Raw genomic sequence first — 14605 nt, 5'->3', positions numbered from 1 at the left:
GGTGCATGAAGACGAGACACCTCTGGGCCGCGGCCCTGTCAGTGGTATTGGCAGCGGGTCTGATCGCGGGAGCTCAGCTGACCGCGTCGGCCGGCGAAACCCCGAAACCGCTGCCGGCCGACCGGGTCACCGTCGCCTGGTACGACCTCGGGGACAAGGCGTTCAAGGATGCGCAGAGCGGAACCGTGAGCGAGTTGCGGGCCGTCGTGAGCTATCCGGCGCAGCTGACCGGGAAGCTTCCGGTGATCATCCAGTCGCACGGTTCGTGGTACGCGTGCACCGACCCCGACGCCCAGGAGTGGCCGTGTGACGCCGGTACGCCGTTTCCCAGCTACCGCGGTTACGACTATCTCGGCCGGGCCCTGGCCCAGCGGGGCTTCGTGGTGGTGTCGATCAGCGCCGACGGCATCAACATGAGCTCGTTCGACTACGGCGACCGGTCCCGGCTGATGAACAAGCACCTGCAACTGCTGCGCGACCTCTCGCTCGGCCGGGGGCCGCTGGTCAAGAAGCTCGGAGCGCTGACCGGGCACCTGAACCTGGACGCCGTCGGCACCATGGGTCACTCACGCGGTGGCAAGGGCGCGATGTGGGAGGCCTCCGACAAGCACGCCGCCGAGGTGCCGGCCGGGGTGCGGCTGCGGGCCGTGCTCGCGCTGGCCCCGGTCAAGTTCGACGACCCCGAGGGCGACCCCAGCGACACCCTGGTCACCCGGATCCCGGTCGGCGTGGTGACTTCCAGCTGCGACGGTGCGGTCGGCGAAGCGGGCCAGCAATACCTGGACGACGCCGCCGGCCGGACGCACCAACCGGCGTACTCGATCTCGTTGAAGAACGCGAACCACAACTACTACAACACCGCCTGGACCCCGCCGGCGCCGCTCGGTGAGGACGACAGCACCTGCCCCAAGAAGGAGCTCACGCCCGCGGTGCAAAGCTCCGCGCTGGTCACCTACGCGGTCGCGTTCTACGAGCGGTTCCTGCACGGCGACCGGTCCGCCGAGAAGGTGCTCACCGGCCAGCAGAAGATCGACGGCGTCACCTCGACCACCAGGGTCGTGCCGCCGGTCCGCTGACCTGACTCGGCGCAGTCCCTCAGATCCGCACCACGCCGGCCTGAATCGGGCCGTCCACGCCGTAGACCGGGCCGGTCACCACGAAGACCAGGCCCGGCTCGCGGCGCGAACCCGGGCCGGCGAGGGGAACGGTCTGCCGGCTGTAGCCGGCCGGGATCGCCGACGTCACCCGCGTCCACCTGCGGGGGTCGCCGAGGTGATGGTTGACGAAGAAGTCCTGGTCGCTGTTGGCGGTCACCACGATGGTGCCGGCCGGGCCGCCCGAGTCCGACCAGGACACCGTCGGCGCTGCCGACGGGATGTAACCGTCCTGGTCATGGAGCACGAAGTCGGGCGCGGAATCGAAGAGCTCAGGGTCCGAGGCCAACCGATAGCGTACGGCGTAAGGGTTGCCGGTCTTGTCGTTGCCGTTCTCGTAGGTCAGGATCCACAGGTGGGGCCGGATCTGGGCGAGGGTGGTCATCCCCGGCCGCAGGTCGTAATCGGGATCCGCCACATCGTTGACGACCGGACCCCACGTACGCAGATCGGTGGTGGTCTGATGGGCGAGTTTCTGCCCGTGTTTCGGGTCCCGCTGGTCGGAGTAGTAGACGACGAGCCGGTTCTTGTTCAGCAGCAGGAACGGCTCCCACACGGGCGTGCCACCGTTGTTCGGGTTCGGCGGGCCACCCTCCGCCACAGTGCTCAGATGGCGCCACGTGCGGCCGCGGTCCGGACTCGCGTACAGCTCGATCCTGGTGCTCGTGAAGTCGCCCAGGTCGTTGCCGGCGAACAACACCGTGCCCTTCGGCAAGCCGGCGAAGGCCCGGGGCAGCTCGTAAAGGGCAGGCTGCAGCCAGACCCCGGACGCGTCGCCGGTGCTCGGCACGTTGCTCAGCTGCTGCCAGGTGTGACCGTCGTCGGTGCTCCGGAAGATCGGGAACCCGGCCGCGCCGAACTGCTGGTACGACGCCAGCCAGGTGCGCGAGTCGCCGAGCCGCACGGCGCGGGCGTACGCGGCGCCGCCGCCCGGATCGGTGACCACCACCGGCCCGAACGGTGCCTCCCGCCCCCGGTCCAGCGGCTCGGGCGCCCCGGGCGGCGCCGCCGACGCGGGCTCGGCCAGGTTCAGCGAGAACCCGGCGACCACGGCGGCACCCGCACCCAGCAGGCCCCGGCGCGACAGGCTCGCCCGTTGCGGCCCGCCCGAATCACGGGACGCCCGCGCTTGATCTTGACGTCGCATGGTTCCCCCAGGAGGAGAGTTCCGCTGATCCGTCGGCCGGCCCACGGGCCGGTCGCAGCTGACATCGAAGGCTATCAGTGTCTTGCGCGCCGCTGTCAACGTGCGGGCGTCGCCCGGCTCAAGCGGAACGGGCGGTCGTGATGCCTCCGTCGACCGCGATCTCCGCGCCGTGGACGTAGCCGGCCTGGTCGGAGAGCAACCACGCCACCGCCTCGGCGATCTCCTCGGGGATTCCGGGGCGGCCGGCGGGGGTGCCGGCGGTCATGTGGGCGATGACGTCGCCGTCGGATGCGTTGATCGGGGTCCGGGTGGCTCCGGGGGAGACGGTGTTGACCCGCACGCCGCGGGGCCCGAACTCCGCGGCCCAGCTGCGGGCGAGCTGGATCTCGGCGGCCTTGGTCGCGGAGTACAGCCCCACGAAGGGGTGCCCGACGTGGGCCATCCAGGAGCCGATGACGACGACCGCGCCGTGACCGCGCTCGGCCATCGCGGGAGCCAGCGCCGCGGTCAGCACGTGCGGGGCGCGGATGTTCACCGCGAGGGTGGCCTCCAGGTCGGTGTCGCTGAGGCTCACCGTGTCGACGGCCGGGCACAGGGCGGCGTTGTGGACCACAGCGTCCAGCTGTCCACCAGCCGCCTCGGTGGCGGCGCGGGCGAAGTCCCGCAGTGATCCGGGTGGGCCGGTCAGGTCGGAGCGGACGAAGGCGGCTTGTCCGCCGCTGCCCTCGATGTCGGCGACGACTGCCGCGCCGCGGGCCTGGTCGCGGCCGGTGATGACGACGCGCCAGCCCCGCGCGGCCAGGGTGCGGGCGGTGGCGGCACCGATGCCGCTGGTCGAGCCGGTGATCAGAACGGTACGGGTCTGCTCGGTCATGAGCACTACCTCACCCGGGACGCGCGGCCCGCACCAGGGCGCGTCCTGCCTGGTCACCGCATGCCCAGGCAGGCGTCATGGTCGGCTCCTATGCTGGGTGGGTGCCTGCTGATCGTGCTGCCCTGGGGGCGTTCCTGCGGTCTCGGCGAGACCGCCTGACGCCTGCCCAGGCCGGCATCGCGGCCTTCCCCGGCCCGCGGCGGGTTCCCGGGTTGCGCAAGGAGGAGCTCGCCGTGCTCGCCGGCCTGAGCCCGGACCACTACAGCCGGCTGGAACAGGGACGCCAGCACAACGTCACCGACGAGGTGGTGCGGGCGCTGTCGCGGGCGCTGCAGCTCGACGAGGTCGAACACGCTCACCTGCGGGACCTGGCCGCCCCGACCTCGCATCGGCGGTGGACCGGACCGGAGGCCGCGCAACGACCCGACCCGGGGATGCTGCGCCTGATGGGAGTTCTGAACCACGTACCGGTGCTGTTGCTGGGGCGGCGCTCGCAGGTGCTGGCCCACAACGGGCTGTTGAGTGCGGTGCTGGGGCCGGGCCTGGAGCCGGGATCTTCGTTCGTGCGCTGGCTTTTCCTGGAGCCCGACGCGCGGGTACGGATCGTGAACTGGGCCGACTTCGCCGCCGCCGCGGTCGGGGCGCTGCGCTACGAGGTCGGACGCCACCCCGACGATCGCCGCCTCGTCGACCTCGTGGCCGAACTGCGCCACGGCGATCCCGACGTCGCGCGCTGGTGGGACGACCAGCGCGTCACCTTCCGCACCTCGCTGACCAAACACCTGGCCCACCCGACCGCCGGACCGCTCACCTTCGGCATCGAGTCCGTGGTCGGACCCCACGATCCGGAACAGCGCCTGGTCGTCTACACCGTCGAACCCGACTCGCCCACGGCGCGGGTGCTTCCGTTGCTGGCGAGTTGGGCAGCCGTGCCCCAGGAGCCGAGCCCGGCCGGCGAGACCACGACCTGACCCCGGAGTGCCCGCCGGTCAAAGACGGGCCAGAATTCCCTTTTATCCACCGAGAGGGGGAGGCGTGGCGGACGAGTGGTTGGACGACTCCGAAGAGCAGGTCCTGCAGCCCCTCGATGACTCGCCGCAGCCGCTCTGGGAACTGCGCTGGCACAAGCAGACAACGTTGGGGCAACTCGCCGACATCCTCGCGCCCGGTCTGATCTCGTTGGCGGCCCGGGGCCTCGTCGAGGTGCGCCGATTCCCCAGGTGGCCCGCGCCGTGGACCGAGGGCGTTTTGCTGACCGGAGAAGAACTCGCGCAAGAGAGCAGGCGCGCTGAGGCGTGGTCCGACAGGACGACGGAAACCGTACTGGCCGCTCACATCACCGCCGCCGGCCGTAGGCTCCTGTAGTTCGCCGGCCGGTGGGGGTGCAGGCTCTGACCCGGGCAGCTGAGTGGGACGAGGTCAGGGCGTCGGCGAGGGCGGCAACGGCTCTGCTGGGCTGACCGCTTCGATCACGTGCCGGAGATGCAGGCGCGAGGCCATCGCGAGGTACTGCAACGTCGTGGTCGACGATGCGGCACCGAGCTCGATCTGGAAGCCGTCCTCGTACTGGTGCTGGTTGCGAAGAAGCCACCACCAGGCGGAGTTCCGGCCGAGTAAGCCGGCGTAGCGCTCGCTCATCGGCATCGACGCCGACTCCGCCGCCCTGTAGCGAAGCGGCGGTCGGGCCGAGGGATCGAGGACGACCTCGACGGTGTCGTCCTCGGGGTTCACCTCGACCTGGCCGAGCCGGGTGTCACCCGACCATGATGACTAATCCTCGCCGGCGAACCGCTCCCAGGCGGACTGCCGGGTGATCCCGAGGGCGGCGCCGATGCGTGTCCAGGTCACTCGCCGCTCTCGCAGGATGGTGACCAATCGCTGGAGGCCGGCCTCGGTCTGAGCGCTGACCGCCGCGATGCGGGGAAGCTGGTCGAGGATCTGCTCATCGGTCATGCCTTCCTCCCACGCTGACAGTCGGGTGGCCGATTCGAGCGGGTCGGGCTGCTCGGATGCGAGGACGTCGTTGCACAGTCCGACGCACTCGTTGCAGATGTACACCCCCGGGCCGGCGATGAGTTTCTCGACCTCGGAACTCGGCTTGGCGCAGAAGGAGCAGCGCAACTGCAGCGTGGCCGCGGCGACAACGGTTTCGCTGTTCATGGGGGCCTCCCCTGGGATGACTTGTCAGGTAAACCCTGACGACGGTCAGGCTACGCCTGACAACGGGGGAGGTCCAGGGGCCCGCTCCAAATGCAGGTCGAAGCTCACGCGCGGCAGCGTGGCGAGACAGGGCAACACCTGCCGTACCCTGCTCGCGTGGTGAAGCTGATGACCTACGCCGGGCCGGCGGACGCGGATGCGCCGGGGACGCGTACCGGGGGAGTCCCGTACGTACCGAGCGATTTTGCCTGGCCGCGGTGCCGCGAATGCGGCGGTCCCATGCAGTTCCTCGCGCAGGTCCGGCTGGCCGACGCCGAATCGGGTGGCGCCGGTTTGTTCTCGGCCTTCATGTGCCAGAACGATCCCGGTCTATGCGACGAATGGGATCCGGGGGCCGGCGGTAACCGGGCATTCGTCTTCCCGGAGGACGCGGTCGGCACCGCGATCTCGCCCGGAGATGGTGTGACGCTGCTCGACGAGGCCTGCGCGGTCGCTTTCGAGCAGGTCGGTGCCGACGATTATCTCGACGCCGCGGAGCAATGGTGTGCGCAAAACGGCCGGCCCGGGCGGGAGATAGTCGGTCAGCTCGGCGGCCGTCCCGCCTGGCTGCAGAACGACGAAACCCCGAACTGCGACAACTGTACGCAGCCGATGGCGTTTGTCGTGCAGCTCGAGGAGGGCCACGACTATCGCACCTCGATGAACTTCGGCGGCGGTGGATCCGCTACGGCTTCCGCTGCCACTCGTGCGCGTCAGCCGCTTTTCTTTGGCAAAGCTGACCGGTGGCGACGAACCGGCCCGGGGCACAAGCGGAGGTCACTTGAGCCCCGGCCGGGGACGTCAGCCCGACGGTCAGCCGATCTTGATGACCTGGGTGCCGCCGGCGAACTTGTCGAACCAGTGCTGGCGCTGCGGGTCGCTGTTGATGTTGACCACGATCAGGATCACCGCTGCCACGCCGCCGAGGAAGCTGAGGATGCCGCCGACGAACGGGATGATCCGGAGCACGCCGAACCCCATGTAGATGTTGCGGCGGATGGCCTGCTCCATCGTCGGGTTGCTGACCCGGTCCGGGCCGAACACCTTGAGCTTCATGACCTGCTTGCCGATCGTCTGCCCCCGGCTGGACTCGAGATAGCCGAAGTAGCCGAGATAAAGGGCGGCGGTCACCAGCGAGGAGACGAGCCCGGTCAGGATCCACGAATCCGAGACGAGCGCCAACACGAAGCTGATGATCACCGACACCACACCGACGATCAGACCGTCGATGAACCGGGCCAGGAACCGGTCGGCCAGGCCGCCGGGTTGCCCGACGCCGGTGCCCGGCATCCCCGGAGCCCCACCCATCTGCTGGCCGTAGGGCGCCTGCTGGTAACCGGCTCCCGGCGGCGTGCCGTAGGAAGGCGGCGGCGTGCCGTACGAGGGCGGCGTGTTGCCGTAGGGCGGCGGCTGGGGAGCGCCGTAGGGCGGCTGGGGCGGGGGTGCGGGGTGTCCGGAGGGAGCGGACTCCTCCCCGGACGGCCCCCCGAAGGGCCCGGGATTGACCATATCTGGATCCATTTCTGGTAGGCGCGGCGAAGCTCGCAGCTGAAGCAGCGTAGACACCTTCCTGCATACGGCTTTGAATGCCAAGACCTATTCGTCCACGCCGCGGCGCCTAGTGTCCCAATGATCGGTCGAAAGCTCGCCGGCGACACGACCCGGCGGTCGTCAGGACGTCGTACAGGTGCCGGTCGCCGGATCGAAGCCGGCCGGCCAGGTGGCGGTGTCGCCGCCCTTGAAGTCGCAGATCCGCACGTCGTTCAACCGCGCGTCGGTGAAATCGGTGCCGCAGACGACCAGGTCGCGAAGGTCAGCCCCGCCGAGAACGGCGAATCGCAGATCCGCCTCCTCCAGGTCCGCGAACCGCAGGTTGGCGCCACGCAGGTCGACCCGGCGCAGGTCCGTCCGCCGCAGGTCGAGCCGGTTGCCGACGTCGGCCGGCCGCGGCATCCGGCCGAGAACCGGCAGAGCGGCCTGGACAGCGGGAAGGCGCGCGGCCATTCGTGGCATGTCGGCCCGCGGCGTGTCCGGACCGGGCAGGCCGTTGCGGGGCGGCGACGGCGCGCGGGCTCGAACGTACGCGGCAAGGATTTCCTGAATGGCGCTGCGGTCGCTGTGCGAATCGCGCGCGATGCGTTCGAGTGCGTAGATGCCGCCGAGGGTGACGGAAAGGTTGTCCTCGTCCTGCCCGAGGTGGCTGATCGCCGCGGTGAAGCGCTCGGTGATCTGGCCGTCCCGGTTCATCCTCAGTTGCCGGTAGGTGAGGACCAGACCGGCCGCCAGCGCGATGCCACCCGCCAATTGCAGGAGGCCGGCACGCAGATCGTTCGGCATCTTGATGCGGGAATCCCGCAGTTCCAGGTTCTTCGCCCGATCGGTGACGCCGGCCAGTCGCGCGTCGGAACAAGGCGCTATGACCTGCGGGGGCACGACGATCACGAGCCAGCCGGCGACAACCAGGAAGAAGGCGCCAAGAGCGCCGATCATGAGGGTACGGATCAGTTGACTACGGCCCGCCTTCGCAGGGTACGCACATCAGAGCGTGAGGCCACCGGGGCGCAGTGTCACCATGACGCGGGCTCGGCCGGGCTGGAAGTCGTGGCGCCGAGGCCGGTTCGTGGTGATTGCGTCGCGGCCCAGTTCCAGAGCGCGAATCCGGCGGCGAAGGCGAGCATCGTCAGCACACCACGCGGCCAGAAGATGTGGCTGTCGATGAACGAGTAGGCCGCGCCGAGGAGCACGGCCGTGCCCGCGAGCACCCGGACGCCGTGCCGGACCACCAGGGCGACCGTGCCCGCCAGCACCGCGGTGATCAGGGCGTACACGCCCACGCGGCCGAGCAGGTCGCCGACGTCGTACAGGGCAAGCACCAGGCGGCGAAGCTCGCCCTGATCGCCGTCCTGCCCCGCGACCGTGCCGGCGGCGATCCCCGCGACCGCGTCCAGGCCGGTGTAGCCGACCGCGTAGACAGCCGCACCCAGCCACGCGACGACGGTGGCCACCCCGGCCACGTCGAGCCGGGGCCGGCCGCGCAGCAGCACCACGAAGCCCAGGGCAAGGAACGGGAAGACCGGCAGAAGCACGATGTGCAGGTGCACCCAGCGGTGCGCGGCCTCGGCCGACAGCCCGCCCGGATGCACCAGACCGGCGGCGGCCAGAAGCAGCGGGCCGGCCGTCACGAGGAGTCCCTGTCGCGCCCTGTGCATCCGGCGATGCTACCCACCGTCGACCGTTCAGGCGGCAGGGTCCCTGCCAGCCGTCCGAGCAGGCTCAGCACCGGACCCGCCGACGCCGACACCAACAGTCACGCCGTGGTCAGGACGGTTGGCGAACGCTCCGCGTGCGGCCCACCACACGATCGGCCCATGCCGCGGATACGTTCACCGCGTTATGGCCGGCCGCGCGTCATTCAGTCGTCGCTACTCTTGTTGACCAGGTTGAGTAGAGCGGCGCAGGAGTGGCCACACCAGCAGGGCGAGCACGCCCAGGACGAGTCCGCCGCAGCAACTTACAGAGGCTACAGGGTTGAGCCAGCTGAGGAAGCCGTCATATCCGGCTGAGACCGTCGCGAACGCGAAACAGCAGAGTGCCGTACTTGCTGCCAGCAACGAGCCGACCACCGCGCGGCAGCCCATCGCAGAGGAAGCCTCAACCTGGGCGGCGTTTCCTCCACAATGTTGATCCTACCGATCTCTTGGACCCGGCTGATCGGGCCGGAGATCCAGCAGATGCGGGAGCGCGGGCTGCTGTAGGGCCGGCGGGCATCTACGCTTTGCGGCTATGACGTCGTTCATTCGGAATGTCTCGTTCGACTGCGCCGACCCCTATGCGTTGGCGGGGTTCTGGAGCGAGGTGGTCGGCCACCCCGTCCAGCCGGAGTGCGCGCCGGGAGACGCCGAGGTCGTCATCCAGCCGCCGGCCGGTCCTCGGCTGTTCTTCCAGGCTGTTCCCGAGGGCAAGTCGGTGAAGAATCGGGTCCACGTCTGCCTGCAGGCGGACGACCGGGACCGCGACCAGGAAGTCGACCGGCTCGTCGCGTTGGGCGCGGCCGTCGTCGGCGACCATCGGACGTCTGACGGCGACGGCTGGGTTGTTCTGCACGATCCGGCCGGGAACGAGTTCTGCATGACGTGCTCGGCCGCGGAACGACAAGCCTGACCAACTTCCTGCGGGCCGCACGCCGCACCGGCCGTCGGTGGGCATCAGGCGGCGCGCCGGGGAGGAAATGTGCTCGCCGATCCACCCGAACGACCAGCCACCGTGTTCCGGCCGGAGCCAGTCGGTCAGGGTGAAGTCCCGCTGGCAGGCCGTCTCGTACGTATCGCCGCTCATCGTCATCCGGGGCCGCACCCAGTACCGCAGACCGCCGAAGCGCTCGGCGAATCCCTCTCTTCGGACGATCAACTCGACGGGCGCGGCGATGAGCCGGCCCGACCTGCCCGGGACCCGCAGGTAGTCGGTGGGTATTCGTCCGGTGGCGAGCGGGCGTCGTTCACCGCTTCGACTCAGGAACGCCTGCGCTCCGGGTGACAAACCAGCCAGGTCGTCGAGCACGTGCACATGGACTTCCCCATGGACGCCGTTCATCGGCGGGCGACAACTGGGCGGCGGGGCTGGGTCAGCCGTACGGCTGAGGGTTTGCCGCAACGGAGACCTAGCGCTTTCCACCAGCGAAGATAACGCAGAGTATTTGCAGTCTGGCGCATCGGGGGTGCGGCTCGAGGATGCTCGATCGCCGACCGGAAATGCCGTCGGCGGTCGAGTGCGACACGCGGGCCGCATGGTCGCGGATCGTCGGGCCACCGAAATACCTCTGCGGAATTCGCCGGCTTCGAAGCGGAACTACCCACATACGAGGTGAGCCATGATCAACTGCATCACGCCGCCGTATCTTCTCGACCGGTTGCTCGACAGCGGTGACGCGGCCGTGCGCCGGGCCGCGCTGGCCACTCTGCTCAGCACCGCGCAACTGCGCGGGCAGCGTCAGGTGCGCGCGCAGATCTCCGGGGCCCTGGCCGCCGCCGGCGGTGGGCGCCGCAGCGTGTTCGACTGCGACAACGGGACCTTCCTGGCGGTCGCCGAGCTGGTCCGGTCCGAGCGGGACCGGCCGGTCGCCGACGCCTCGGTCAATCAGGCGTTCGACGGTCTCGGGGCGACCCGCGACTTCTTCCGCGAGGTGTTCGGGCGCAACTCGATCGACGGCCGGGGCATGCGGCTGCTCGGTTACGTGCATCGGGGCCGGCACTACAACAACGCGTTCTGGGACGGTCAGGAGATGGTCTTCGGCGACGGGGACGGCGAGATCTTCACCGATTTCACCGGGTCGCTCGACGTGATCGCGCACGAGCTCGGGCACGGCGTCACCGAGCACACCGCCAAGCTGGAGTACCGCAAGCAGTCGGGCGCGCTCAACGAGTCGATGTCGGACGTGATCGGCTCGCTGGTCAAGCAGTGGAAGCGCAAGCAGACGGCGGAGGAGGCCGACTGGCTGATCGGCGCCGAGATCTTCACGCCGCGGGTCGAGGCCGACGCGCTGCGGTCGATGAAGGCGCCCGGCACCGCCTACGACAACGACCTGTTCGGCAAGGACCCGCAGCCCGATCACATGGACGGCTACCAGGATCTGCCCGACACCGAGGCGGGCGACAACGGCGGCGTGCACCTCAACTCGGGCATCCCGAACAGAGCTTTCTACCTGGCGGCCACCGGCATCGGCGGCTTCGCCTGGGAGGCGCCGGGACGCATCTGGTACGAGTCGCTGAAGGCGTCCACCGCCACCACCGGCTTCCAGGCGTTCGCCACCACCACCTTCCACAAGGCCGGTGAGCTGTTCGGCGCCGGCGGCCGTGAGCAGCGTGCGGTGGGCGCGGCGTGGGCCGGGGTAGGCCTTTCGGGGTAAGCCGGACGACGCTCCAATGTGAACAAACGGTTAAGAGTGTTGTCGATCTTCATCCGCGGGCGCCGTGTGCTCGTACAGCGTGGTGGCAGGTAGGGGCCTGCCGACCGAGAACTCGATCAGGGGGATCAATTCCATGCTGAGTACACGTCGCTCCCGGGTCGCCGTCGGCGGCGCCGCCATGGCCGCCGTCGTCGCCGGTATCGGTGCCGTCACGTTCAACGCGTCGGCCGCCGAGGTCGCCGCCGCACCGGCGCCGCAGGCGGCCGATGCGCGTGCCGTCGCGCCGGCGCCGCAGGGGGCCGATGCCCGCGCCGTCTCCATCCCGTTCATCAACCAGCTGATCAAGCCGCCGGCTGGTTCCCGGCCGATCGGCGCGTTCGTGGTCACCAACGGCACGCAGAACTACACCTGCGGCGCCGACGGCGTCTTCCCGGCCGCGTCCACGCCGGAGGCGCAACTGGTCGGCACCGGTGGCAAGATCCACCACTTCGCCGGGCCGAGCTGGCAGTCGCTGCGGGATCAGTCGCTGGTCACCGCGGGCAAGGTCAACGACGGGGTGGCCAAGGCCGGCTCCATCCCGGAGCTCCTGCTGAAGATCAACTCGCACACCGGCACCGGCATCCTGAGCAAGGCCGACTACATCAACCGCCTGTTCACCTCGGGCGGCGCGAAGCCGGCCGGCAGCTGCACCCCCGGCCAGGTGGCGAAGGTGCGTTACGGCGCGGTCTACGTCTTCTGGGACGCCCCCGCCGGCTCCTGATCCGTGACGCGCTGTGCCGCGGTCAACGACCGGTCATCCGGTCGACGGCGGCCGCGGCCAGCGCGACGGGGGCCTGATCCGGGATCCAGTGGGTCACGCCGGACAGCTCCACGAACCGATAATCCGCCCGCACCCGGTCACCGCAGCTCTCTGCCGCGGTGCGGCCCATCGCCCGGTCACCGTCGCTCCAGACGTACGTCGTGGGCACCGTGACCGCGGGTGCGTCCAGATAGTCGGGCTCGGCCATCGCCGCGTACCACCCGAGCGCCGCGAGCAGACCGCCCCGATCTCGCATCGGTGCCGCATAGCGCTCGATGCCCGCCTCGCTGAGCCCGCTGCCGTCGAACATGCGGCGCAGCCGCCGGCCGCCGTCGGCCAGCAGGACGTCCGCCGCCCTCGCGGTGTCGCGGAACAGGTCGACGTAGCCGAAACGCTCGCGTTGGTCGGGGTCGATCTTCAGCGCCCGCCACAGCGCCGCCGGATGGGCCACCGACACCGCGGTCAGCGTGCGCACCCGCTCGGGGTGGCGGATCGCCAGCTGCCAGCCGGTCAGCGAACCCCAGTCGTGCCCGAGCACGTGCACCCGCCCCAGGCCCAGCTCGTCGAGGACGGCTACGGCGTCGTCGGCCGCCTCGGCCGTGCGGTAGGCGTCGATCCCCTCGGGCCGCGCACCGGGTGAATAGCCGCGCTGGTCGATCGCGACCGTATGCAGCCCGGCGTTCCACAACCCGGGCTGGACCGCCGCCCACGACCGGCTGTTCTGCGGGAAGCCGTGCAACAGCAGCGCGGTTCCGCCGCCGGCCGGGCCGCCCCGGAACACGTCGAAGGTCAAGCCGCGCGCCCGGACCCGCATCGTTGCGCTCCGTTCCGGAATGGACACTACCGGTTTCATGCCGGGTTGCCGCTCCGGCGTCCCCGACCCTACCCGGGCGTCGATAGCGTCGCCGGCAACAAGCAGTTCACGGGGGAAGGAATCATCCGATGCTCCAGTCCGTCATCCTGGCGGCCGTCCTGGCCGTCCCGCCCGCACCCGCACACACCACCGGAAACCTGGCCGGGGCGGTCCACGACACCCGCGGCGCCGTTGTCGCCGGCGCCGACCTGACCGTCCTCGTTCCCGACTCACCGAACATCGCCGCCCGCGCCCGCACCGACGCGGCCGGTCACTTCAAGGTGACCGGTCTCGACGCCGGCGCCTACACCATCCAGATCGACCGTGGCGGCTGGGCCGAGTGGGCGCCGGGCCGCACCGACACGCCGTCCGCCTACGCGGTCGTCGCCGGTCGCACCACTTTCGCCGACAGCGTCGTCCCCGCCGCCGGCCGGCTGACCGGCCGCGTGCTCGACGCCTCGGGGGCGCCCGCCGCCGGGGTGGCGGTCAGCGCCGAGGACGACGAGCACGCCCGCGACTTCACCGGCACGACGGCCGCCGACGGCCGGTACTCGCTGCGGGTCGCCCCGAACGAGACCTACGTCCTGCGGTTCACCGACGGCCACTTCGCCCAGTACGCGCCGAGCACCGCCGACCGTTCCGCGGCATCGCGTCACCCGGTCGGTGCCGGCCGCACGGTGCGGGCGGACAACCGGCTCCTGCCGGGCGCGTCGGTGTCGGGCAAGCTGCTCGGCGCGGACGGCGCCCCGGTCGCGGGCGCTCAGGTCGGCTACGTCGACAACAACGCCGGCTCGGCGTCGGCGATCACCGACGCGAACGGCGACTACACGATCGCGAAGCTGCCACCGGGCGACTTCAAGGTCTACTTCCGGACCACCGAGGGACAGCTGCAATGGGCGTACCAGGCGCTCAGCTATGCCGAGGCCGACACGTTCACGCTGCCCGCCGGCGGCACCGCCACCGTCGACGACCAGCTGCTGCCGGTCTCCTGATCGTGCGGCCAGGCCGCCCCGGACGCGTACCCGGTCCGGGGCGGTGCCGTGTCCGAGCTACTTGGCGGCGTCCTGGACGAGGCTGATCATCTCGACGGTGGCCGGGGGCTTGTCGCGGCCGGGACACGATTCGTACCGGATCGTCCGCTTACCGACGACGGTCAGCAGGTACGAGTACGTGTCGGCGCAGTTGCCGCGGGTCGGTTGTTTCCGAACGGCCTCGGCGGCCAGCCGCGGGTCGGCCGCCAGTTCGGCGAGCCGGCCCAGTGTGGCGGGGTCGGTGCGGCCGGTGGCCTGCGCACCCTTGCTGGGGACCCGGGTCCAGGTGCCGTCCGTCCGGATCGTGGTGGTCTCGGTGATTCCCGCTATACCGCCCGAACGGACCAGTTGGACGCCGTCGAATTTGCCGGGATTCGCGGCGCCGGGGTCGCTCGGCGGCGGGGGAGTGGCACCGGACGACGGCCCGGCCGGCGACGGCGCGACCGGCGTCGGCGAGACCGGCGGCGACGCGGGCAGGTCGGACGTGGCCGATGACGGAGCGGACGCGGTCGGCGGGCTGCTCTCCGTGCAGCCCGCCAGCGTCACGATCAGAAGGGCCGCCGCCCAACGCGTACGCAAATCTGGTCACCCCCGGTCGAATCAACGGCCGAACCTATGCGGCCGGGGTGATCTCTGTCAATGTGTC

General features: G+C 70.3%; 16 protein-coding genes and 1 pseudogene. 8 read left to right on the top strand and 9 right to left on the bottom strand.

Annotated features, from left to right (window positions below; translation table 11 throughout):
• The first annotated feature begins 5 nt into the window (after nucleotides 1–5).
• On the top strand, nucleotides 6–1076 hold the full coding sequence (locus Afe05nite_RS16935; RefSeq protein WP_203818067.1) for an alpha/beta hydrolase family protein: 1071 nt from the start codon (nucleotides 6–8) through the stop codon (nucleotides 1074–1076).
• Between the two features lie 19 nt (nucleotides 1077–1095).
• Here the strand turns inward: Afe05nite_RS16935 and Afe05nite_RS16930 are convergent, their stop codons facing one another.
• Both Afe05nite_RS16930 and Afe05nite_RS16925 read right to left on the bottom strand, forming a co-directional pair.
• The gene (locus tag Afe05nite_RS16930; RefSeq protein ID WP_239117893.1) at nucleotides 1096–2301 is read right to left on the bottom strand and encodes a sialidase family protein; all 1206 of its coding nucleotides are present in this window, start codon (nucleotides 2299–2301) and stop codon (nucleotides 1096–1098) included.
• Nucleotides 2302–2419: 118 nt separating this feature from the next.
• Nucleotides 2420–3175: an SDR family NAD(P)-dependent oxidoreductase gene (locus Afe05nite_RS16925; protein ID WP_203818066.1), complete on the bottom strand. Its 756-nt coding sequence runs from the start codon at nucleotides 3173–3175 to the stop codon at nucleotides 2420–2422.
• A 101-nt stretch (nucleotides 3176–3276) separates the two neighbouring features.
• On the opposite strand from Afe05nite_RS16925, the gene Afe05nite_RS16920 reads away from it, so the two are divergent.
• Both Afe05nite_RS16920 and Afe05nite_RS16915 read left to right on the top strand, forming a co-directional pair.
• Nucleotides 3277–4146 carry a helix-turn-helix transcriptional regulator gene (locus tag Afe05nite_RS16920; RefSeq protein WP_203818065.1) on the top strand — a complete coding sequence of 290 codons (870 nt, stop codon included), beginning with the start codon at nucleotides 3277–3279 and terminating at the stop codon, nucleotides 4144–4146.
• A gap of 64 nt (nucleotides 4147–4210) precedes the next feature.
• A complete protein-coding gene (locus Afe05nite_RS16915) occupies nucleotides 4211–4540 on the top strand; it encodes a hypothetical protein (protein WP_203818064.1) in 330 nt (109 codons plus the stop codon).
• A gap of 54 nt (nucleotides 4541–4594) precedes the next feature.
• Here the strand turns inward: Afe05nite_RS16915 and Afe05nite_RS16910 are convergent, their stop codons facing one another.
• Both Afe05nite_RS16910 and Afe05nite_RS45090 read right to left on the bottom strand, forming a co-directional pair.
• Nucleotides 4595–4906: a DUF6334 family protein gene (locus tag Afe05nite_RS16910; protein ID WP_203818063.1), complete on the bottom strand. Its 312-nt coding sequence runs from the start codon at nucleotides 4904–4906 to the stop codon at nucleotides 4595–4597.
• 39 nt (nucleotides 4907–4945) lie between these two features.
• On the bottom strand, nucleotides 4946–5335 hold the full coding sequence (locus Afe05nite_RS45090; RefSeq protein WP_203818062.1) for a ClpX C4-type zinc finger protein: 390 nt from the start codon (nucleotides 5333–5335) through the stop codon (nucleotides 4946–4948).
• Between the two features lie 90 nt (nucleotides 5336–5425).
• On the opposite strand from Afe05nite_RS45090, the pseudogene Afe05nite_RS45220 reads away from it, so the two are divergent.
• Nucleotides 5426–5995, top strand: a pseudogene (locus Afe05nite_RS45220) (DUF1963 domain-containing protein); the annotation flags it as partial.
• A 192-nt stretch (nucleotides 5996–6187) separates the two neighbouring features.
• Here Afe05nite_RS45220 and Afe05nite_RS16895 read toward each other — a convergent pair.
• From Afe05nite_RS16895 to Afe05nite_RS16885, 3 genes are all read right to left on the bottom strand, one after another.
• A complete protein-coding gene (locus Afe05nite_RS16895) occupies nucleotides 6188–6883 on the bottom strand; it encodes an RDD family protein (RefSeq protein WP_239117891.1) in 696 nt (231 codons plus the stop codon).
• Between the two features lie 162 nt (nucleotides 6884–7045).
• Nucleotides 7046–7864, bottom strand: a complete 819-nt coding sequence (locus tag Afe05nite_RS16890; protein ID WP_203818061.1) for a pentapeptide repeat-containing protein — start codon at nucleotides 7862–7864, stop codon at nucleotides 7046–7048.
• Nucleotides 7865–7941: 77 nt separating this feature from the next.
• Entirely contained in the window at nucleotides 7942–8583 is a 642-nt protein-coding gene (locus Afe05nite_RS16885; RefSeq protein ID WP_203818060.1) for a hypothetical protein, read from the bottom strand.
• A 574-nt stretch (nucleotides 8584–9157) separates the two neighbouring features.
• Here Afe05nite_RS16885 and Afe05nite_RS16880 point away from each other — a divergent pair.
• From Afe05nite_RS16880 to Afe05nite_RS16870, 3 genes are all read left to right on the top strand, one after another.
• The gene (locus Afe05nite_RS16880) at nucleotides 9158–9535 is read left to right on the top strand and encodes a VOC family protein (RefSeq protein WP_203818059.1); all 378 of its coding nucleotides are present in this window, start codon (nucleotides 9158–9160) and stop codon (nucleotides 9533–9535) included.
• A 706-nt stretch (nucleotides 9536–10241) separates the two neighbouring features.
• Nucleotides 10242–11276 carry a M4 family metallopeptidase gene (locus tag Afe05nite_RS16875; protein WP_203818058.1) on the top strand — a complete coding sequence of 345 codons (1035 nt, stop codon included), beginning with the start codon at nucleotides 10242–10244 and terminating at the stop codon, nucleotides 11274–11276.
• A 133-nt stretch (nucleotides 11277–11409) separates the two neighbouring features.
• Nucleotides 11410–12036 carry a DUF3455 domain-containing protein gene (locus tag Afe05nite_RS16870; protein WP_203818057.1) on the top strand — a complete coding sequence of 209 codons (627 nt, stop codon included), beginning with the start codon at nucleotides 11410–11412 and terminating at the stop codon, nucleotides 12034–12036.
• Nucleotides 12037–12058: 22 nt separating this feature from the next.
• Here the strand turns inward: Afe05nite_RS16870 and Afe05nite_RS16865 are convergent, their stop codons facing one another.
• On the bottom strand, nucleotides 12059–12889 hold the full coding sequence (locus Afe05nite_RS16865; protein ID WP_203818056.1) for an alpha/beta hydrolase: 831 nt from the start codon (nucleotides 12887–12889) through the stop codon (nucleotides 12059–12061).
• A gap of 128 nt (nucleotides 12890–13017) precedes the next feature.
• On the opposite strand from Afe05nite_RS16865, the gene Afe05nite_RS16860 reads away from it, so the two are divergent.
• On the top strand, nucleotides 13018–13920 hold the full coding sequence (locus Afe05nite_RS16860) for an MSCRAMM family protein (RefSeq protein WP_203818055.1): 903 nt from the start codon (nucleotides 13018–13020) through the stop codon (nucleotides 13918–13920).
• Between the two features lie 57 nt (nucleotides 13921–13977).
• On the opposite strand, the gene Afe05nite_RS16855 is transcribed toward Afe05nite_RS16860, so the two are convergent.
• Nucleotides 13978–14538 carry a protealysin inhibitor emfourin gene (locus Afe05nite_RS16855; protein ID WP_203818054.1) on the bottom strand — a complete coding sequence of 187 codons (561 nt, stop codon included), beginning with the start codon at nucleotides 14536–14538 and terminating at the stop codon, nucleotides 13978–13980.
• Nucleotides 14539–14605 lie beyond the last annotated feature (67 nt).

Source organism: Paractinoplanes ferrugineus (assembly GCF_016862195.1).
Lineage (GTDB): Bacteria > Actinomycetota > Actinomycetes > Mycobacteriales > Micromonosporaceae > Actinoplanes > Actinoplanes ferrugineus.
This window is presented reverse-complemented; position numbering and strand designations above follow the sequence as displayed.